General features: G+C 41.1%; 20 protein-coding genes. 8 read left to right on the top strand and 12 right to left on the bottom strand.

Translation table 11 applies throughout. The features are described from left to right. Positions 1 to 12 precede the first annotated feature (12 nt). The 3 genes from J3P37_RS10875 to miaB all read right to left on the bottom strand — a co-directional run bounded on the left by J3P37_RS10875 (position 13) and on the right by miaB (position 3,256). Positions 13 to 417, bottom strand: a complete 405-nt coding sequence (locus J3P37_RS10875) for an LptE family protein (protein ID WP_369414067.1) — start codon at positions 415 to 417, stop codon at positions 13 to 15. Positions 418 to 528: 111 nt separating this feature from the next. Continuing rightward, entirely contained in the window at positions 529 to 1,770 is a 1,242-nt protein-coding gene (locus tag J3P37_RS10870) for a sigma-54 interaction domain-containing protein (RefSeq protein WP_256011138.1), read from the bottom strand. A gap of 79 nt (positions 1,771 to 1,849) precedes the next feature. Continuing rightward, on the bottom strand, positions 1,850 to 3,256 hold the full coding sequence (miaB, locus tag J3P37_RS10865) for a tRNA (N6-isopentenyl adenosine(37)-C2)-methylthiotransferase MiaB (protein ID WP_256011137.1): 1,407 nt from the start codon (positions 3,254 to 3,256) through the stop codon (positions 1,850 to 1,852). A gap of 359 nt (positions 3,257 to 3,615) precedes the next feature. On the opposite strand from miaB, the gene J3P37_RS10860 reads away from it, so the two are divergent. Then, complete coding sequence (locus J3P37_RS10860; protein ID WP_256011136.1) at positions 3,616 to 5,259, top strand: hypothetical protein; 1,644 nt, start codon at positions 3,616 to 3,618, stop codon at positions 5,257 to 5,259. Between the two features lie 42 nt (positions 5,260 to 5,301). Here the strand turns inward: J3P37_RS10860 and J3P37_RS10855 are convergent, their stop codons facing one another. After that, positions 5,302 to 6,369 (bottom strand): branched-chain amino acid aminotransferase, encoded by a 1,068-nt coding sequence (locus J3P37_RS10855; RefSeq protein WP_256011135.1) that lies wholly within the window; start codon positions 6,367 to 6,369, stop codon positions 5,302 to 5,304. A 167-nt stretch (positions 6,370 to 6,536) separates the two neighbouring features. Between J3P37_RS10855 and J3P37_RS10850 the strand changes: the two genes are divergently transcribed. Continuing rightward, positions 6,537 to 7,094, top strand: a complete 558-nt coding sequence (locus J3P37_RS10850; protein WP_256011134.1) for an NUDIX domain-containing protein — start codon at positions 6,537 to 6,539, stop codon at positions 7,092 to 7,094. 42 nt (positions 7,095 to 7,136) lie between these two features. Continuing rightward, the gene (locus J3P37_RS10845) at positions 7,137 to 7,871 is read left to right on the top strand and encodes a lysophospholipid acyltransferase family protein (RefSeq protein ID WP_256011133.1); all 735 of its coding nucleotides are present in this window, start codon (positions 7,137 to 7,139) and stop codon (positions 7,869 to 7,871) included. Positions 7,872 to 7,948: 77 nt separating this feature from the next. On the opposite strand, the gene J3P37_RS10840 is transcribed toward J3P37_RS10845, so the two are convergent. The 4 genes from J3P37_RS10840 to J3P37_RS10825 form a co-directional block, all read right to left on the bottom strand. After that, positions 7,949 to 8,665: a LytR/AlgR family response regulator transcription factor gene (locus J3P37_RS10840; RefSeq protein WP_256011132.1), complete on the bottom strand. Its 717-nt coding sequence runs from the start codon at positions 8,663 to 8,665 to the stop codon at positions 7,949 to 7,951. Position 8,666: 1 nt separating this feature from the next. Continuing rightward, the gene (locus J3P37_RS10835) at positions 8,667 to 9,677 is read right to left on the bottom strand and encodes a sensor histidine kinase (protein WP_256011131.1); all 1,011 of its coding nucleotides are present in this window, start codon (positions 9,675 to 9,677) and stop codon (positions 8,667 to 8,669) included. Positions 9,678 to 9,773: 96 nt separating this feature from the next. Further along, positions 9,774 to 9,983, bottom strand: a complete 210-nt coding sequence (locus J3P37_RS10830) for a hypothetical protein (RefSeq protein ID WP_256011130.1) — start codon at positions 9,981 to 9,983, stop codon at positions 9,774 to 9,776. Between the two features lie 246 nt (positions 9,984 to 10,229). Next, positions 10,230 to 11,420 (bottom strand): THUMP domain-containing class I SAM-dependent RNA methyltransferase, encoded by a 1,191-nt coding sequence (locus tag J3P37_RS10825; RefSeq protein WP_256011129.1) that lies wholly within the window; start codon positions 11,418 to 11,420, stop codon positions 10,230 to 10,232. Positions 11,421 to 11,489: 69 nt separating this feature from the next. On the opposite strand from J3P37_RS10825, the gene J3P37_RS10820 reads away from it, so the two are divergent. The 5 genes from J3P37_RS10820 to J3P37_RS10800 all read left to right on the top strand — a co-directional run bounded on the left by J3P37_RS10820 (position 11,490) and on the right by J3P37_RS10800 (position 16,413). Beyond that, entirely contained in the window at positions 11,490 to 11,855 is a 366-nt protein-coding gene (locus J3P37_RS10820) for a DUF3127 domain-containing protein (RefSeq protein ID WP_256011128.1), read from the top strand. Positions 11,856 to 12,023: 168 nt separating this feature from the next. Then, entirely contained in the window at positions 12,024 to 13,880 is a 1,857-nt protein-coding gene (locus J3P37_RS10815; protein WP_256011127.1) for a sensor histidine kinase, read from the top strand. A gap of 6 nt (positions 13,881 to 13,886) precedes the next feature. Then, positions 13,887 to 14,615, top strand: coding sequence for a response regulator transcription factor (locus J3P37_RS10810; protein WP_256011126.1), 729 nt, complete (start codon positions 13,887 to 13,889; stop codon positions 14,613 to 14,615). Between the two features lie 114 nt (positions 14,616 to 14,729). Beyond that, positions 14,730 to 15,839, top strand: a complete 1,110-nt coding sequence (locus J3P37_RS10805) for a polysaccharide deacetylase family protein (RefSeq protein ID WP_256011125.1) — start codon at positions 14,730 to 14,732, stop codon at positions 15,837 to 15,839. Continuing rightward, the gene (locus tag J3P37_RS10800; RefSeq protein WP_256011124.1) at positions 15,832 to 16,413 is read left to right on the top strand and encodes a hypothetical protein; all 582 of its coding nucleotides are present in this window, start codon (positions 15,832 to 15,834) and stop codon (positions 16,411 to 16,413) included. Before J3P37_RS10805 ends, J3P37_RS10800 begins: the two co-directional genes overlap by 8 nt. A 6-nt stretch (positions 16,414 to 16,419) precedes the next feature. On the opposite strand, the gene phoU is transcribed toward J3P37_RS10800, so the two are convergent. The 4 genes from phoU to pstC are packed head-to-tail and all read right to left on the bottom strand — an operon-like array spanning position 16,420 to position 19,621. After that, positions 16,420 to 17,109 carry a phosphate signaling complex protein PhoU gene (gene phoU, locus J3P37_RS10795; protein WP_256011123.1) on the bottom strand — a complete coding sequence of 230 codons (690 nt, stop codon included), beginning with the start codon at positions 17,107 to 17,109 and terminating at the stop codon, positions 16,420 to 16,422. A 23-nt stretch (positions 17,110 to 17,132) separates the two neighbouring features. Next, positions 17,133 to 17,882, bottom strand: a complete 750-nt coding sequence (pstB, locus tag J3P37_RS10790) for a phosphate ABC transporter ATP-binding protein PstB (RefSeq protein ID WP_256011121.1) — start codon at positions 17,880 to 17,882, stop codon at positions 17,133 to 17,135. A gap of 10 nt (positions 17,883 to 17,892) precedes the next feature. Next, positions 17,893 to 18,750: a phosphate ABC transporter permease PstA gene (gene pstA, locus J3P37_RS10785; RefSeq protein ID WP_256011120.1), complete on the bottom strand. Its 858-nt coding sequence runs from the start codon at positions 18,748 to 18,750 to the stop codon at positions 17,893 to 17,895. After that, positions 18,743 to 19,621 carry a phosphate ABC transporter permease subunit PstC gene (gene pstC / locus J3P37_RS10780; protein ID WP_256011119.1) on the bottom strand — a complete coding sequence of 293 codons (879 nt, stop codon included), beginning with the start codon at positions 19,619 to 19,621 and terminating at the stop codon, positions 18,743 to 18,745. Before pstC ends, pstA begins: the two co-directional genes overlap by 8 nt. Between the last annotated feature and the right edge of the window lie 37 nt (positions 19,622 to 19,658).

Here is a 19,658-nt window from a genome sequence, read left to right as displayed (position 1 = left end):
TGAAGAAGTAAATTACCAGTTGGCAAAAGCCCTGTTAAAAATATCTTCTGTAAGTTCTCTGTTGATTTCCTGAATTAAAGATTGCTCCTGAGAGGCTATGTTACTGCCCGCAAACTCTCTGAATCGCGAAAAAGATTGTTCAAAGCTCATTTCAGGAACCAGGTTATTGGTGTATTTAACACTTACAGTAATTGTAAGCCTTGTACGTTCTGCACTTTCATTGGCAGTGATCGCCACGGGCTTGAAATTATAATCTGTAATACGGCCCTCAAATATAGCATCTCCTTCGTTCCTTACAACGTTCAAAGATGACTGGTTCCTGATCCGGTTCTTTAAAGCTTCGGTAAACTGCTGGCTAAGGTTAGGAATTACTATAGGTGCATTATTTTCAAAAAACACCACATTTACCGTTTTCATATTTGCCGGTATAGAGGCCCCCGAGAAACTATATAACCAACATGACTGACAAAATAGAGTGAGGGGTAAAATAACCCAAAAAAACTTCTTTGATATCTTTATCATACAGTACTAACTCAGGTTTAATTCTTTTATTTTACGATATAAAGTACGTTCGGAGATCCCCAATTCCTGCGCCGCCAGTTTACGCTTTCCTTTGTGTTTTTTCAATGCTTTTTTTATAAGATCCGACTCTTTGTCTATTAACGACAAAGACTCCTCTACTTCCTCTGCATGATGTGAAAAATCGTAGTCGGTTTTGGGCGAGTGGTCGGGGTGGTGGATTGTAAGCGTATTTGGCTGTGGAGCAGGATCATCAGCATACGGATCGGCATCCTGATAAAGTTGCTGAACAAGGTTAGGATTGGAAAGTGCTGCTGTACTGCCACCACTTTTAATTATTTCAGCAACAAGTTTTTTTAATTCCAGCATGTCCCGCTTCATATCGAAGAGAACCTTATAAAGAATATCTCGTTCAGAAAAATCCTCTTTCTTATCCTGATTGATACGCATGGGTAAATTACCCGGATTTGTTTCTTGCGGAATATAGGCCTGAAGGTGGTGAGCACTAAGATTCCGTTCTTTTTCTAAAACCGCAATCTGCTCAGCAATATTTTTTAGCTGCCGTACATTACCCGGCCAGCTGTAGTTCATAAGCACATGCTGTGCATCCGCATCTAGCTGCACAGAAGGACTGCGATATTTATTTGTAAAATCGGCTATAAATTTCCGAAACAACAGATGAACATCTTCCTTGCGTTCGCGCAAGGGAGGTATCTTAAGCGGCACCGTATTAAGCCTGTAATAGAGATCTTCCCTGAACTTGCCATTTTTCACAGCGTCGTAAACATCAACATTTGTTGCTGCTATTACCCTTACATCCGTTTTCTGAACCTTTGAGGAACCTACACGCAAGTATTCGCCCGACTCAAGCACCCTCAAAAGGCGGGCCTGCGTTCCTAAAGGGAGCTCAGCAACCTCATCCAGAAAAATAGTTCCGCCATTTACTACTTCAAAGTATCCTTTCCGCGCTTCATGAGCTCCGGTAAAGGAACCTTTTTCATGACCAAATAACTCAGAATCAATGGTTCCATCTGGTATGGCCCCACAATTGACCGCAATAAAAGGTCCGTGCTTACGGGCACTCAGTGTATGTATTATATGAGAGAACACTTCCTTGCCACTTCCACTCTCCCCGGTGATCAACACCGAGATATCGGTAGGAGCCACTTGCCTTGCAACATCAATAGCTCGGTTCAAAAGAGGGGAATTTCCTATAATACCAAAACGATTTTTTATATCCTGGATATCCATGTTGTGTTTTTAAATTAAGAGTTAGAATCAGGGCAGCCTTTTTTGTTACCCCAATAAAATGTCAAACCACATTAACCTCTCAATCAACTATTTTTCCAATAAGCGTAGCTGTTGTACATCTCTCAGCCAGAACGTTAACGTACTGACCAGGCTTGTACCTCTCATCAACCGGGAAGATCACAGTTGCATTCTGATCGTTACGACCAGCATAGTCATTCTTTGATTTTTTTGAAAAACCGTCAATAAGCACCTTCTGTACTTTGCCGATCTGCTCGAGCATCCTGATGTGCGAATGTTGCTGCTGCCGGTCCACAATCTCCGTAAGCCTGCGGCTTTTAACTTCTTCAGGAATATCATCTGCATAACGTTTAGCAGCAAGGGTGCCCGGGCGCTCGGAGTATTTAAACATATATGCAAAGTCGTATTGCACATAATCCATCATACTCAAGGTCTCGAGATGCTCCTCTTCAGTTTCAGTACAGAATCCAGTGATCACGTCTGTAGATATAGCACAACCCGGTATGATATTACGAATTGCATCGATCCTGTTAATGTACCATTCCCGATCATAGGTGCGGTTCATTAGTTCAAGAACTCTCGAATTACCAGACTGTACGGGCAAATGGATATAATTGCAGATATTCTCATGCCTGGCCATAGTGTGAAGCACCTCATCTGTAATATCTTTAGGGTGAGAAGTCGAAAACCGCACTCTAAGAGCCGGACTTACCAAAGCTACCATTTCAAGCAGCTGAGCGAAATTCACTCCCCCCTCCCACTTATAGGAGTCAACATTTTGACCCAATAACGTTACCTCTCTATAACCCTGGTTAAACAGATCACTGGCTTCCTGCACAATAGAATGTGCATCGCGGCTTCTTTCTCTGCCCCGGGTAAAAGGAACTACGCAAAATGAGCACATGTTATCACAGCCACGCATTATCGAAATAAAGGCACTTATGCCGTTAGTGTTTAACCTTACAGGATTGATATCTGCATAAGTCTCCTCACGTGACAGAAGAACATTTACGGCTTTATTCCCCTCGTCAACCAGGTCGATCAGGTTGGGCAGGTCGCGATAGGCATCCGGGCCAACAACCACATCAACAAGCTTCTCCTCTTCAAGGAATTTAGCTTTTAACCTTTCAGCCATACAGCCCAAAACTCCTACTACAAGACCGGGGTTCTTTGATTTTACCCCCTTAAACTCTTTCAGCCTGTTTCGGACACGCTGTTCTGCATTTTCCCGAATCGAACAGGTATTTATAAAAATCACATCAGCCTCTTTAAAGTCAGCGGTGGTTTCAAACCCCATATCCATCATGATTGAGGCTACGATCTCACTATCCGAAAAGTTCATTGCACAACCATAACTCTCAATGAACAACTTACGCCCGTTATTCTTATCAGAAGGATTCTCAAGCATCAATGCTTCTCCCTGTCTCGCCTCATTGTGCTCTTTCTCGCCTATATGTGAATTAAACATCTTTTAGAAATTGGACCTCAAAAGTACGAACATTTTCATAAAAATGACATGTTGTCAGCTGATGTATTTTACTCATTTTTTGTGAATTGATTTATGTTAAGGCGGCGGAGAAACTGCTCTGGCCTTTCATCTGGATTCTAAGCCATAGTCTGGCAGGTTTTTATTTAATTATTATGCGATTATCATATGGTATTGTATTTTCGGGTTGAATGATTGCAAAAAAAGCAAAGAAAATATCCCTCAGATCCAAAATCATACTCAGTACTTCATTGCTAAGTCTGTTTACTGTGTTCTTAGGACTGATGCATTATTCTCGCAAAATAGAACCATTGGTTGCTTCCCGTTTAAAAGAAGCGATAATGACAGCTACAGATGGCCTGTATACAATAAGCTTTTCAGACATACACTTAAACCCCTTTGCAGGTACTGTGCACCTGGATAATATCCGTTTCGTTGCAAACGACAAAGTTTATCGTCAAATGAGAAGCAAGGGAACTCACCCTACCCATCTTTATTCAGTAGCGGTTAAAAGACTATCATTAAAACGAATACATCCTTTTAAAGTATATTTTCAACGGAACCTGGATGTAAGAACCCTTCATATTGACAATCCGGTCGTCCGGGTTACTTATCAGAATCCACGCGACGACAGTAATGAACCCTTAGATAAGCGAACAGCCTGGCAGCGCCTCTCAAAATATTTGAAATCCATTAAAATTCAGGAAATATTACTGGATAATGTCGATTTCCAATATAACGACAGGAGCCTTGGAAAGCCGGAAATTGATGGTGTGAAAAATCTTTCTGTCAGAATTGATGATCTTTTAATTGATTCGCTTAGCCAACACGACAAGTCGCGGTTCTATTTCACGAAGGAAGTATTTGTACAGATCAGGAAACACGAATTTTTGAGCAGGGACAAGATGTACAGCGTCTTGTTTGACGACCTGCAGATCTCTTCATCAAGACGATATGCACAGGTAAAGGGATTACAAGTGATACCCCGATATGCCGACCTGGAATTTTCAAAACGTCTGCCTGCGAGAAAGGCCATGTACAATCTGATCCTGCATGAAGCGATTCTTAGCAACATCGACATCAAACGGCTTATCGATAAACGCCAGCTTAGAGCCTCCAGTTTACGTTTGCTTAAGGCGGACATGAAAATCTTCCTTGATAAACGGAAAGAGGCTCCAAAATTTGACAGGGGCATTAACTTTCCACAGCTCGCTTTGAAAAGAATCAGGTTAAACACTCTGATCGACACCGTCAATATTCAGAATTCCTCACTGCATTATCATGAATACAGTCCTGTTACCGCACGTACGGGGAGGATATTCTTTAATGGCATTAATGCCAAGCTTTCAAACTTCACCAACGATACAATTACAATCAATGAAAACAATTGGCTTAAAGGAAGCTTTTCTGCTATGCTCTTTGGGAAATCTAGATTAGACTTTGCAATAAACTTCGACCTTAGATCACCTTTTTCTGAATATAAATATTCAGGTCAGCTCTCGGAAATGAATGCAAGAAACTTCAACCAGCTAAGCAGGCCATTGGCCATGTTGAGAATAAATGCAGGAAGGATCAGCAGTGCAAAATTCTATGTAAAGGGGAACTATCGCAAATCATCCGGAAGGTTAACCATGGGCTATGAAAACCTGAGCATCGGTTTGTTAAAGATTGATTCCCAGAAAGTGCTTCGCAAACAGATGCTCAAATCGATTGTCGCGAATAACCTTCTTATAAAAGAAGATAATCCCTCCACAGGCGAGGCTCTCAGACTGGGTAACATCAGCTACTATCGCCCCGATTCAGTTACTTTTCTTGGTACCATATGGCAAAGTTTATTTTCGGGGTTACGGGAGACGATAGGACTTACGCCTGAACGTGAGCGCAATCTGAAGGAACAGTTCCAGGGCAACAGCCAGGAAAGCCCATACCGTGACAAAAGGAGAGAATCAAGAAAGGAAAGAAGGCGGAGAAATCTAAAGAAATAGACAAAAAGGACTTCAATATCCCTGTGAAGTCCTTTCCTTTGATTAATCTATCTTATAGTTCCACTCAAACTCGTCCGGGGCCTGACCGTAACGAATTTCGTTCAAGGTTTTTAAAGCTCTGCTTGAAAAGCCTGCAGTTGCAGGGTCAGGCAACTCATATAATTCTCCCTCGTATCCAATCGATGCAATTGAAGTAATCGTTGCCGCAGTTCCAACGCCAAAAGCTTCAGCAACCTGTCCATTTTTCAAGCCTTCAAGGATTTCAGCTACAGACACACGACGTTCGTCGACAGGTATTCCCCACTTATTAGCCAGGGTTAAAATGGTGTCACGTGTGATGCCTTTAAGAATGGTGTCTCTTGTGGAAGGAGTCACCAACTTTCCATCGATGATAAACATTACGTTTGCAGCACCAAGTTCTTCGATATAGGAATGATCTCGCCCATCGGTCCAGATAATCTGATCAAAACCTTCTTTTAAAGCCTGCTGTGCGGGATATAAAGATCCTGCGTAATTACCGGCAGCCTTAGCAAACCCGAAACCTCCTTCACTTGAACGCGAATATTTTGTTTCGATCTTCACTTTTAAGGGTTTGGAAAAATAGGCGCCAACCGGACAAGCTAGCACCATAAACTTATATGTTGTAGATGGCTGTACACCCAGGTACTCGTCAGTGGCAAACATAAAAGGACGAATATACAAGGAGGTTTGAGGCGCTGTCGGAATCCAATCTTTATCTACCTCTACCAAAGCTGCTATACTCTGCACAAACAGGTCTTCGGGAAGTGAAGGCATACACATCCTTTCTGCCGATTTATTAAATCGCTCAGCATTCTTATAAGGGCGAAACATCACTACATCGCCGTTTTCCTGCTTATAAGCTTTTAATCCTTCAAAAAAGGCCTGACCATAATGCAACGCTGAGATTGCCGGGCTAAAAGTCAGGTCGCCATAGGGTACAATTTGAAAATTCTTCCATTCGCCGTCTTCATAGTCGGCAATAAACATATGGTCGGAAAAGATCTTCCCGAACGGCAGATCACTAAAATCTGTTTCTTGCAAACGGGAATTGCTTGTCCGTTTAATCTTAATATCTGAGGTATCAATCACGGCTCTTGTATTTCAAAACAATTTACAAAGAAACGGATTTTCAAGGAAAAATATTGCTTTTTTAAGCGGAATTTGTTAAGGGCTCGTATATTCTTTTAAAAAGGAGAAGTGCTGATCAAAAAAGAAAACAGTTCCTGCAGTTCTCTTAGTTTTATTTACTTTGTAACATGATAGACGAAAACAGAAACCCCTGGACTACATTATCATCGAAAGAGATATATGATAATCCCTGGATTAATGTAACGGAACACCAGGTAATAAATCCATCCGGAGGCAGAGGAATTTATGGAAAAGTACATTTCAAGAATTATGCATTAGGTATTCTGCCCCTTGACGATGAGATGCATACCTGGCTGGTAGGTCAGTACCGGTACACCTTAGATCAATATACCTGGGAGATTCCGGAAGGCGGTGGCCCATTTGGCATTGAACCTCTAGAATCTGCCAAACGTGAATTGCTGGAAGAAACCGGGCTGACTGCTACAGAATGGACCGAACTACAGCCTTTCCATCTCTCCAATTCGGTATGTGATGAATTCGGGTATATCTACCTGGCTCGTGGCTTGAAGCAGGGAGAAGCGGAACCTGAAGAAACCGAAGAATTGCAATTAAGGCGTTTACCTTTCGAAGAAGCCTATCAGATGGTGCTCTCCGGAAAAATTACAGATTCTTTAAGCGTCGCTGCTATTTTAAGGGTCAAACTATGGCTTCTGGAAAATGCTTAATTTGACCAGTAAACACAAGTACGCGATCGAAAGCATAAGCACATGAATAAGTTTTTAGGATATATCTTCAGCCCTTTTCATTACCTCCTATATCTTCTCTTTCTTATCATCTTCCATCCGCTGCAATGGATCTGCCTAAAAGCCGGCGGATATTCAGCGCATAAGAAATGTGTGGATATTTTAAACTTTTTCCTCGTCAGTTCATTTTATGCCGCTGGGGTACGAGTTTCCTATAGAAACGCATACGATTTACCTCTGAACCGGTCAATAATTTTCGTCGCCAACCATCAGAGTATGTTTGACATACCTCCCCTGATCTGGTTCTTAAGGAAATATCACGCTAAATTTATTTCTAAGATCGAACTGACTAAGGGAATTCCGAGTGTCTCTTTTAACCTTCTTCATGGCGGCGGAGCAAACATCGATAGGAAAGATCCAAAACAATCGATTACAGAGCTTCTTAGATTTGGCCAAAGAATGAAAGATAATACATGGTCGGCTGTTATTTTTCCTGAAGGTACTCGCTCCAGCACCGGTGTGTTAAAACCTTTTAATACCGGAGGTGTTGCTACCTTATTAAAAAAAGCGCCTGAAGCCCTTGTGGTTCCCATCGCTATTGAGAACTCATGGAAAGTGGTACGATATGGAAAATACCCTCTAAGCTTTGGCGAGCACATAAAAATTACAGTGCTTGAGCCAATTGAACCTAAGGGAAAAAATATAGAAGAGGTATTATCAGACTCACAATCGCAGATCAGGCTTGTATTAGAATCTTAAGTTTTTTTTGATGAGAAGAATTTCAGAACACCAGCTATCAAACCGGGCGCAAACTTTGAGAATACCACTAATAAAGCTTATATATTTTTATCCTCTATTTGCTTATAAAAATTCTCCCGGTAGGTATCGCCAATAGGGATAATTTTGTCGCTGATCTGGATACGGCTGCGCTCTATGCTTTCAATCTTATCAATAGCCACAATATATGACTTGTGAACGCGCGCAAACCTGCCTGCTGGAAGTGCTTCCTCCATCTTTTTCATGTTTTGCAAGGTGATTACACGCTCAGTAGGCGTAAAGATAGATATGTAGTCCTTCAAACCCTCAATGTAAAGAACGTCGTCGATAAAGATTTTCTGGATCCTGTGCTCCGTTTTTACAAAAATAAAGTCGGGCGATAGGCTCTGTGGTTTCTCCGCTGCCACCTGCTGAACATTGGGTTGATACTGGTTTTGCACTTTTGATACCGCTTTGTAAAAACGGTCAAAAGCAATTGGTTTTAGTAAATAATCTGATATATCCAGTTCATATCCGTCGAGAGCATATTGCGAATATGCAGTTGTAAGTATTACCCGGCACTTTCCATTCAGCACCTTTAAAAATTGGATGCCCGTTAACTCCGGCATCTGCACGTCAAGAAAGATAAGATCAATTTGCTCTGTCTGCACAATAGAAAGCGCTTCAAATGCGCTGGTAGTTGCTTTCACTAAGTGTAAAGCCGGCACCTTATCAATATAGTCAACCAGAATATCAAGCGCCAGCGGTTCATCATCAACAATAAGGCAGCGTATCATTTTATAAATCTAAAGATAATTCACTTGAATAAGTTGAATCGTTGTCAAAAATTTCCAGATTATACTTACCTGAATAAAGGAGTTCAAGCCGGCGTTTTACGTTATTAAGTCCAATACCACTGGCTTCATCCTTATTCATCAGACTTTTCTTATTAAATACCTTAAACTTTAATCGATGCGACTCAATCAAAACAGAGATTGCTATGGGATGTTCCGGGTCTGAAGCCAGCCCATGTTTGAAAGCATTTTCAACAAATGCAATCAAGATCAAGGGAGCAATCTGATGTCCTTTCGGCTCACCGAAAATGGTCAGATCGACAAATGCTTTGTTCTTGAACCTTAGTTTCTGCAGTTCAATGTAGTTATTGAGATATCTGAGCTCCTTTGACAGGTCTACTCTCGAACCATTGCTCTCCTGCAGCATATATCGCATTATTTCGGAAAGCTTGAGTACCGCCTCCGGCGTTTTCTCCGAACGCTGGTAAGCGAGTGAATAAATATTGTTCAAAGAATTGAACAGGAAATGAGGATTGATCTGAGATTTTAAGAAAGCAAGCTCTGCTTCAAGCTTCTCCTTTTCCAAATTCTTCTTAACTTTTTCATTTACAAACCAGTCGGTAGTGAATTTATAGGCGGTACTTATAAATACAAAAAATGCACTGGTAAATATAGATGCCAGGTAATAATCCCAAAATCCGATCATTGCCTGATCAGCGCCGCTTACTAATATGACATTTTTGAAGGAACTGGCCAGACCAAATTTGAGTAAGCCAGATAGCAGTATTAGCGCAACAATGACTACAGCACAGGCAGTGTATTTGCGCGAATTGAGGAAACGCGGTAATACATACAGGTAATTAATGTAGAAAAGGGCAATATTAAATGCCCCAAAATATACGAAAATAACAATAGCCTCGTGCAGCGAACTACTTCTGCTGCCTATATACACGAAAAAGAGCAATAAAGCCAGCCAGATGATGGCGTGCAGAAAAACTTGCCGCATTTTACTCATTGCGACAAATGTAATTCAATCTCTTTTATTTAAAGGAAAGTTTAGACGAACGCTTAACTTTTATCTGCGAAACAACGGTCAAACTTGCTGCTACAACTAAAAGAGTACCTTTCCAGTCTTCTGAAAGACAGCAATGTTGATAATGAACATAAGGATCTCTACCGGGATCCCAATATTATATAAGAGTCTCCTGATATTATCTTTATGAATGATTTCATACTGAGTATTGATCACCTTGTTCACTACATCAACTGAAACTTCAAGAACGGCAAGACCGAAAATAAGGTTAAATAGAATTAATTTCACTGTATTTATCTGGACAAAAATTTAAACTCATTTAGCCTGCTACACCTAATCCCTCCCACTTACCGCGAGTTTAAACAAGATCCTAGCAAGAGTGCACAGGGTTTTATCATAAGATCTTTAACGACCTGTCCTTAAATAAATCCCGGCAAAAGTGATTTCCCGTTAACTGGTGTATTAGGGAAATAAATCATCATACAGTGCAAAAATACACAAAACTTTGGTAACGAAATAGTTGAATTAATATTATTAGAAACTATATGGCTCCGGCATCTTCTCCTCTCTCCGGGTACCGTCATAAAGATCATATTCCAGCAGCCTGCAGTCAAGTTTTCCATTATAAAATTCTATTCTTCGGGAGGCTTTCAGACCGATCTTTTTGGCTAGATCCGGATTCCCTGTAAATATGTAACCGCTGTAGCCTTTGCAATTTTGCTTCATAAAATCGCCGATACGCTTATAAGTAGCTTCAAGTTTTGAATGTACACCCAGGCGTTCACCGTATTCAGGATTAAACATCACAACTCCTTTAGAATCTTCCGGAACTGGAGTTTCAGCAAAATCGCAAACATGGAATTCTATTAACTGATCAACACCAGCAGTTTTCGCGTTTCTCTGAGCCACGTCAACCGCATCAGCAGAGAGATCGCTTGCAATGATCCTGAAATCGATTTGTTTTTTGGCCTTATCTTTAAGCTTCCTGCGTTCAACAAAGAACACCTGTTCATCATAACCAATAATATGCATAAACCCATAATTCATGCGGAAAAAACCAGGGCTTTTGTCCATCGCGAGCAAGGCAGCCTCGATGGCCAGCGTACCGGATCCGCACATGGGGTTAATAAAGGTGCTTTTCTGATCCCATTTACTCGCCATGATAGTGGATGCTGCTAAAGCCTCTAGCATAGGCGCTTTACCCGGGATCTTACGATACCCATGCTTTGACAGCGTTTCACCGGAGGTATCTAAAAAAACTTCTGCATTACTCCCTTGCCAGTAAAGGTTTACTACCGCCTTATTAAACTCAGGTCCTGAATCTGGACGCACGCCTTTTTTTTCTTTAATGCGATCTACGATGGCATCTTTAACCTTGACGTTGGCGAACAGCGGAGTAGTAATGTGCTCGTTGTTAACCACAGAGGTCACCGAAAAGTAACCTGTCACATCTATATATTCTTCCCATGCAATTTGCACCAGCTCATTATATAAGTGCTGCGGAGTTGGTGCCTGAAATGTTTGCAGGGAGTATAAAACCTGACTAGCGCATCTCAGGTTCAAATTCAGTGAGATACAATCGTTTACTGTTCCCTCAAGCTCTACACCTGTACTGAAGCTGCGTTTAATACTAAATCCTAATCCTTCAATTTCTTTCACCAGGTAAGGCGATAAACGCTTATTACACGTTACTATAATACGACTGTTAGTGTTGAAAACTTGCATAATATTGTGCGAAGTTAATCAATTAAAATTGCCAGATTTGGTTTTGATTTTATAAGAAATAATTTAACAATGGATATTAAAGGAAAAGTTCATGAAGTATCTCCGGTTATGAATGTAACCGAAACTTTTAAAAAAAGAGAATTAGTAATTGAGTACGCAGAAAATCCTCAATACCCTGAATACATAAAATTTGAAGCTTTACAGGATAAGGTAAATTTATTTGACTCTGTTAAAGTGGGAGACCAGGTGGAAGTATTTTTCAACCTTCGTGGCCGTCCATGGACTGACCGCAATGGCAAAACTGCTTACTTCAACACATTAGTAGTGTGGCGGCTCAATGTATTAGGTGCTCAGGCAGCACAAAGTTCACAGCCAGAGTACGCTCCTCCGATGGACATCAGCTCTGCTCCTCAGGATGATGATCTTCCTTTTTAAAGTTATAACTTCCAACATTAAACTAAAATAATGCCCCTTTCCTGAACGGATGGGGGCATTATTATTTCACATCAGACGTTATTATTGTAAAGCAGGAAACCCCGGCATTTCTGTTAAAATTTGTTAAAACGAAACTGAGAGGCAGATGCTTACGTATTTTTGTAAAAGATGAAGAAAAAAAGTATTAGCCTGATCATTGGTTTAATGAGCTTGGCCCTCTTCGGGGTTATGGCAATGCAATATTATTTTATTCGGGAATCATATAATCAAAAAGCACAGTTATTCGACCTTTCAATAAATAGCTCCCTTAGTGAAGTTGCCAATAAACTATTGAAACAGGATGCTAAGCGCTTTGTAAATCGTAAAGCTGTTGCAGAAGAAAGATTAAAAAGAAGACAGGAAATAGAAAGAGAACGACATGAGGCCAGGGCAAGAGATGAGCGTTTTTCTGAACGTATCAAAGATATCAGGGAAAAGATTGAACAGGATTTCAAGGCTCGCGATAGTGCGATAAGGACCCGGTACCCACGTATCATGACCATTGATAACGACTTTTATGAAACCTATTTCCGTGATCCAAACCAGTTAAATAAGGTACGACTTCAAGTGAAACTGCGTCAATCCGTTGATACTTACGGACAGGTATTCCAGGATGAGATCCACGAGCTGTACGTAGAAGGCGGCCCAACTGCTACGAAAACAAAAAAAGCCAGCAAAATTGTTAAGGATAGCGTGCACTACCTCGTTGAAGATCCAAATACAGGAATGAGGGTAGTATCGCTTCCCCGTATAAACCCCCGGCTTAAAAAAGAACTGGAGGAAGAGCAGAGACAACAGGAAGCAGAAAAACTTGCCTTTCTTCATGAACAAAAAAGAAGAGAAGTCCATAAGATCAAGACCTTCTTTGATTCGGTGAAGACAGTAAACCCCAGAACCGACATATTCGTTGATATTGCCAATGAATACGAACATTTTGATATCCCTTTATTACAGCGGATAAGTCCCGTCGACACCTTGCTTAAAACAGAACTGGAGAATCACGGCATCAACTTGCCTTACAACTTTAAAATATCATTAGCGAACTCCGACTCGGTGATCTTCTCGCAAGTATCGTCAAAAGAAGGCGTGTTGTTATCAGAAGACAGCTATCAGATTGCCCTGTTTCCTAAAGAGGTCGTTAATCAGTCGGGCACACTGACGGTGGATTTTCCGACAAAAAATGCTTACATGTTTCAAAACATGTATTCGGTTTTAATATCATCTGCCGGATTATTGATCATCCTTATTGGTTGTTTCAGCTATACTATCTACATCATTTTCAGACAAAAGAAGCTATCGGAAATAAAAAACGATTTCATTAATAATATGACACATGAGTTCAAAACTCCTGTGGCTACTATTATGATCGCCAGTGAGGCTCTTAAAGATCCTGAAGTAGCCGATGACAGCCAACGAATCAACCGGCTAGCCAGTATCATTTATGATGAGAATGTCAGGCTGGGCAGCCACATAGAACGAGTTCTCAATATCGCTAAAATTGATCAGGGCGATTTAAAGCTGGAATTTAAGCCGGTGGAAATGAATGATCTCATCGGCGCTATCGCCGATAGCATGACCCTACAATTTCAAAAGAAAAGCGCAAGTTTAACGCTTGATTTGAATGCATCTTATTCGGTAGTTAATGGAGATGAATTGCATCTAAGCAATATTATCTTCAATCTTATTGATAACGCCTTGAAATACAGCAAAGAAAATCCTGAAATTAAAATCAGCACGTTAAACAGCGGCAAAAATCTGATCATAAAGGTTCAGGATAATGGTATTGGAATGAATAAGGATCAGTTGTCTAAAATATTTGAGCAGTTTTATCGTATTCCAACCGGCAACCTCCATGATGTAAAAGGCTTTGGGCTAGGCTTAAGCTATGTAGATAATATTGTAAAGCAACATCATGGAAATATCCGTGTAAAGAGCGAGAAAGATAAGGGCTCTGAATTTGAAATTATTTTCTCCACCCATACTTAGATAATTATGTCAGGCGAACCTATATCAGCAGCTGCAAAAGGGCAAAGAATTTTGTTAGTTGAAGACGATCCAAACCTTGGTATTCTATTACAGGACTACCTGCAGCTTAAAGGGAAATATGAAGTAGTGCTGGCCCGGGATGGAGAAGAGGGAGCGAGGCAATTTTCAAGGGAAAAATTTGATCTGTGCATTCTTGATGTGATGATGCCCAAAAAAGACGGATTTACATTAGGAAGAGAGATTCGGAAAATCAATCCTGTTATTCCGATAATTTTTGCCACAGCCAAAACAATGATCGAAGACAAGTCAGAGGCATTTACTCTGGGTGGAGATGATTATATTACCAAACCCTTCCGTATCGAGGAACTGTTATTGAGGATCAATGCGTTGCTTAAGCGGGTTAACAAGCAGGAGAAAACCCCGGAAACAGAAACACTCGATAAGTTTGAAATAGGAGATTACCTTTTTGATTACACAGCGCAACTAATAAAAAAGGATGATCTACAGCAAAAGGTCTCCACTAAGGAAGCGGAACTACTCAGACTGCTATGTCTGAAAAAAAACAACGTCCTTACTCGTGAAGAAGCCCTTATAAGTATCTGGAACGACGACAATTATTTCAATGGCCGTAGTATGGATGTTTTTCTGAGCAAGCTGCGTAAATATCTTCGGGACGATCCTAAAGTTGAAATCATCAACGTTCATGGCAAGGGATATAAACTTATCGTAAATTAGTTCATCTCTTCTGATTGCTGAAGTTTCTCAAGGACCTCCCCTTCCAGGACTCCCGAGGGAACTGAATACCAGAGTATGGTTGCATTTCGTATTTTAGCGAACTAAATGTCAAAAATGAACTTCCAAACACTTCTTTTCGCATTACTTTTCTCTGTATGTCTGGCGACATCATGCTCCCGGAATGCTGTAAATCAGCACAATGAAAATGCTCAGGACAGCTCAGTTGCCGATTCGGCAACAGCCGACCCTAGGGCAACAAATATCGAGCAGCCCCCCCTTGATTTTGTACCCAATGAGTTAGGAAAAGTAATGGTCCTCGAATACCACCTTATCGGTTATCCTGAAGACAGATGGAGAAGAACCCCTGAAAATTTCAGGAAAGACCTTCAGATGCTTTACGACAATGGCTTTTACCCTGTGTCTGTGATGGACATCGCAAAAGGAAACCTGAACGTTCCCGCTGGCAAAACGCCCTTCGCCATCACTTTGGACGATTCCAGTGCCGGCCAGTTCAGATATATCGAAAAGAATGGCGGACTGATTATTGACCCAAATTGTGCATTGGGAATCATGGAAGACTTTAAAAGGAAGCATAAAGATTTCCCTATCACTGCAAGCTTCTATGTCCTTCCAGCGATCAACCCCACTTTGCGCTTATTCGCTCAACCCGAGTATAAAAAACAAAAGCTCGAATGGCTCATTAAAAATGGTTATGAAATTGGCAGTCATAACTGGTACCACTCCATGTTATCAAAGCTAAGTGATCAGGAAGTGCAGAAGCACCTGGCGATGTTCGTCAAGGAAATACGCGAGTTTATTCCCGGATATGAAGCAAAAACCCTGGCCTTGCCACTTGGAGCTCACGCAAAGAATCGCCTGCTTGAATCGCAGGGCGAATTTGAAGGAATCAAATACCGCCATGAAGCTGTTCTATTGGTAGGATCCGTATCCTCTGTATCTCCATATTCAGTTAAATTCAACCCTCTGGCGATACAACGAGTACAGGCAGGAGAACATACTGAAAATCCTGAGACATTTATGAAAAGCCAGATAAAGCATAACACACGTTTTGTAAGCGATGGCGATCCGAAGGTCATTTCGGCACCGGAGGAATTAAAGGATCAATTAAAACCAGGCCTGGAAAAACGATACAGAATAAGATGGATAAAGCAGCAAGAACCAGGGGCGCAAGCTAATGCTAAAGAAACTATCTCTAATGAATAATTCACTGATCTTCCTCTTTACAGCTTTACTTTTCGCATCAGCGTGCGCCAATAAAAATAGAAACAACGCCGAAGCAGTCAGATTAAAGCACGAAAAGTACCAGATTGATAGCTTGTTGTCGGACAGTTCGCTGGTACTCTATGTGAAAACTCCCGGCAAATCAGAGCTGACACAGGTGAAAAGAGGAGAGCGTTACCCGAAACAAATAGAGGCAAGTTATAACGTGTTAAAGAATAAAGACGGCAAGGTGGTTTATATTGCCGAACTTCCATTTAGCCCAAAAGATGATTGGTTCATCGCTTACAGGCATTATTTTGACGAAAATGGAAGGCTGTTTGCTTTTCAGCGTCAAAATAACTTTTTCAAGAGCGAGTGTACAAGGGGTGCGGCTTTGGAAAACCTCACGCTGTTCTACGACACAAACTTCCGGATGCTCGACTCGGTCTACACACTGACTGACTCCAACAAAAAGAAACTTGAGCCAGGCTCCTGTAAATTCCCTTTTAATTTCCCGTATACTGTCCCAAGGTCATTAGATGACTATCAAAAAATGAAGAAAACAAAGTCATTTTAGATCAGATCATTCATTCAAATCTTCTTCCTCTTTCGCTGCACTTTTGATATGCTTCAAAACCTTAGCTTCAATGTGGAAGATGATCTCTTCAGCGATATTGGTAATATGATCGCCAACGCGTTCAAGTTTACGGATTATGGTTAGCAGATAAAGAGCCTGATAAATGTTTTCGGGACGCTTATTAATATACAAGGCAATATTATCGGTTGAAGATTTATTGATCTCATCCAGAATAATGTCCTGTTTAAATACCGTTCGTGCCAACTTTGCATTATTATCTGCATAGGAGGATGTAACGGCATGCAACATTTGTTTGACAGTGTCAGCCATTTCGAAAAAATGGCAATCGTTCAGCAGCTCCTTGTCAAAACACTTACCTGATTGTAGTATGTATTTGGCAATTCCTTCGGCGCTGTCTCCGATGCGTTCAAAGTTGGTATTGATTTTAAGCGTAGCAAATACAAACCGCATGTCTGAAGCGAATGGATTAAGCAGTGCAAGAATATTTTCACAATCTTTGTCTATAGACAATTCATATGCATTGACCCTTTTTTCATTAAAAATAACTTCACGGGCCAGATCGACATCTTCCTCAATAAGAGCTGTTAAACTCTTTTCTATTTGCATTTTGACGAGATTTCCCATCTCGACCATCTCTTCGTGCAGGTGGTGTAACTCTTCTTCTAAATGAGTCATATCTTTCTATTAGGTATTAATAATTATCCAAAGCGCCCGGTAATATAATTTTGAGTTTGCTCCTTAGTTGGATTTGTAAACATGGTTGCTGTCTCATTATACTCAATAAGCTCTCCTAAATAAAAAAAAGCTGTTTTATCACTTATACGGGCGGCCTGCTGCATATTATGGGTAACAATCACAATGGTGTACTGGCTTTTCAGTTCATAGATCAGATCTTCGATCTTTGAAGTGGAAATAGGGTCAAGGGCCGAAGCCGGCTCATCCATTAAGATAACTGAAGGCTCAACTGCCATTGCCCTGGCGATACATAAACGCTGCTGCTGCCCGCCAGATAAAGACAGGGCCGACTTCTTCAGGTCATCTTTAACCTCTTCCCACAAAGCGGCTTGTTTCAAGGAACGTTCAGCTACCTCATCCAAAACATTCTTATCCTTAACTCCGGCAATTCTTAAACCATATATTACATTCTCATATATACTTTTCGGAAAGGGATTTGGTTTTTGAAACACCATGCCAATTTTTTTACGGTGCTCATCAACATCCATCTTACTTTTATAAACGTTCCGACCGTCGATTAATATATCACCGGTTATCTTTACATTATCGATCAGGTCATTCATCCGGTTAAAGCACCGCAAAAAAGTCGACTTTCCGCAACCAGATGGTCCTATAAAAGCTGTAACAGTATTTGCATTAATTCCGATACTGATATCCCTTAACGCTTGTTTCTCTCCATAATAAAGATTTACGTTCCTTGCTTCCAGCTTCATTTATTTGTTTTTAAAACTTAGTTCTTTTATTAAATCTATTCCTTATCCAAACGGCAATGCCATTCATCAAGAAGGTAAATGTCAACAGTATGATAATTGCAGAGGCAGCATTCGTTACAAATCCCGCCTGTGGACGAGTAACCCAGTTAAATATCTGAATCGGCAGAACGGTGAACTCGTCCATGGGACTGCTTGGTGCAAAAGGAACATATACGAGCGCTCCTATTACAATTAAAGGCGCTGTCTCACCTATCGCACGTGAAATTGCCAATATTAACCCGGTCATTATGCCGCCAAAAGAAGATGGCAGAACAACGTTCCAGACCGTTTGCCATTTGGTTGCACCAAGACCGTAACTCGCTTCTCTGAGCGATCCGGGCACTGCTTTAATCGCCTCGCGGGTAGATACAATAATCATGGGCAGGATAAGTAATGATAAGGTAAGACTTCCTGTCAGTATACTGTTACCGAAACCAAACACCCGGCCGAATAATTCCAGCCCGAGAATCCCATAGATTATAGAAGGTACACCCGCAAGATTTGATATGTTGATTTCTATAAAATTAGTTAAAAAGTTCTTCCTCCCATATTCCTGGAGATAAATTCCTGCTGCCATACCAATTGGAAACGAAATCACTACAGTTAAAACCAGTATCCAAACCATTCCGAGCAAAGCAGTATAAATACCTGCCCGGGAAGGGACCCTCGAAGGAAGGTTAGTCAGAAAATCTACACTGATCCTTGACAGCCCTTCAGAGAAAACCACATACAGCAGTACTAACAACACAATTAGCCCTACCGAAGTACAGATCATAGCGAAGATCTTGAACGCCAGGTCCTTTAGCTTATTTATTTGTGAACTACTCATACTTCTGCTGAAATTTCCTTTTAATGTAGAAACTGATATTATTTAAGATAAATGTAAATATGAAGAGCGCCATCCCTGCTGAAAATATGGTACTATACTCTAAAGAGTTTCGAGGCACATCCCCCATGCTTACCTGTACAATATAGGTAGTGATGGTTTCAATGGAAGAGAGTGGATTAAAGGTAAACTTCGGCTCCTGCCCTGCTGCCACAGCTACAATCATCGTCTCGCCGACTGCCCTGGAAATTGCGAGTATAATTGATACAATGATTCCTGAAGATGCAGCCGGCACCATTACCCGGAAAGCAGTTTGAAGCTTGGTCGATCCCATGCCGTAAGCGGCCTCCCTTAATGATTTTGGTACTGCACGCAAAGCATCTTCACTTAAAGAAGAGATATATGGAATGATCATCACCCCCATCACCAGTCCGGCTGATAATGCGTTAAAGCCAGATAAATTTGGAATAAAGCTTTGCAATACCGGTGTAACGAAGGTCAAAGCAAAAAACCCATAAACCACCGTTGGAACCGCCGCCAGAATTTCAAGGGCAGGTTTCACTATCGCAGTAAATTTTGGATGAGCGTATTCATTCAGGAAAATCGCTATGGTCAAACCCAATGGCAGTGCAACACATATCGCAATCAGAGTTGTAAGCAGGGTTCCACAAACAAGAGGCAAAATACCGAAGCGTTTTTTTGCAAAAAGCGGGGTCCATTCTGTACCGGTAAAAAACTCAACGATCGATACTTCCTGGAAGAATCTGACGGACTCGGTTGCCAGTACCAAAATAATGCCCAGGGTGGTAAATACGGTGACGAGACTACAGAAGATCAGAAAACCCTCTATCACTTTCTCTTTAACTTTTGCCATTGCTTCCTTTATCTACCCTTAATAAGGGCGTTTCAAT

Origin of the sequence: Desertivirga xinjiangensis (assembly GCF_024436435.1) — a bacterium.
GTDB classification, from domain to species: Bacteria; Bacteroidota; Bacteroidia; order Sphingobacteriales; family Sphingobacteriaceae; genus Desertivirga; species Desertivirga xinjiangensis.
The sequence above is the reverse complement of the archived record's forward strand: the minus strand, read 5'-3'. Positions and strand labels throughout refer to the sequence as shown.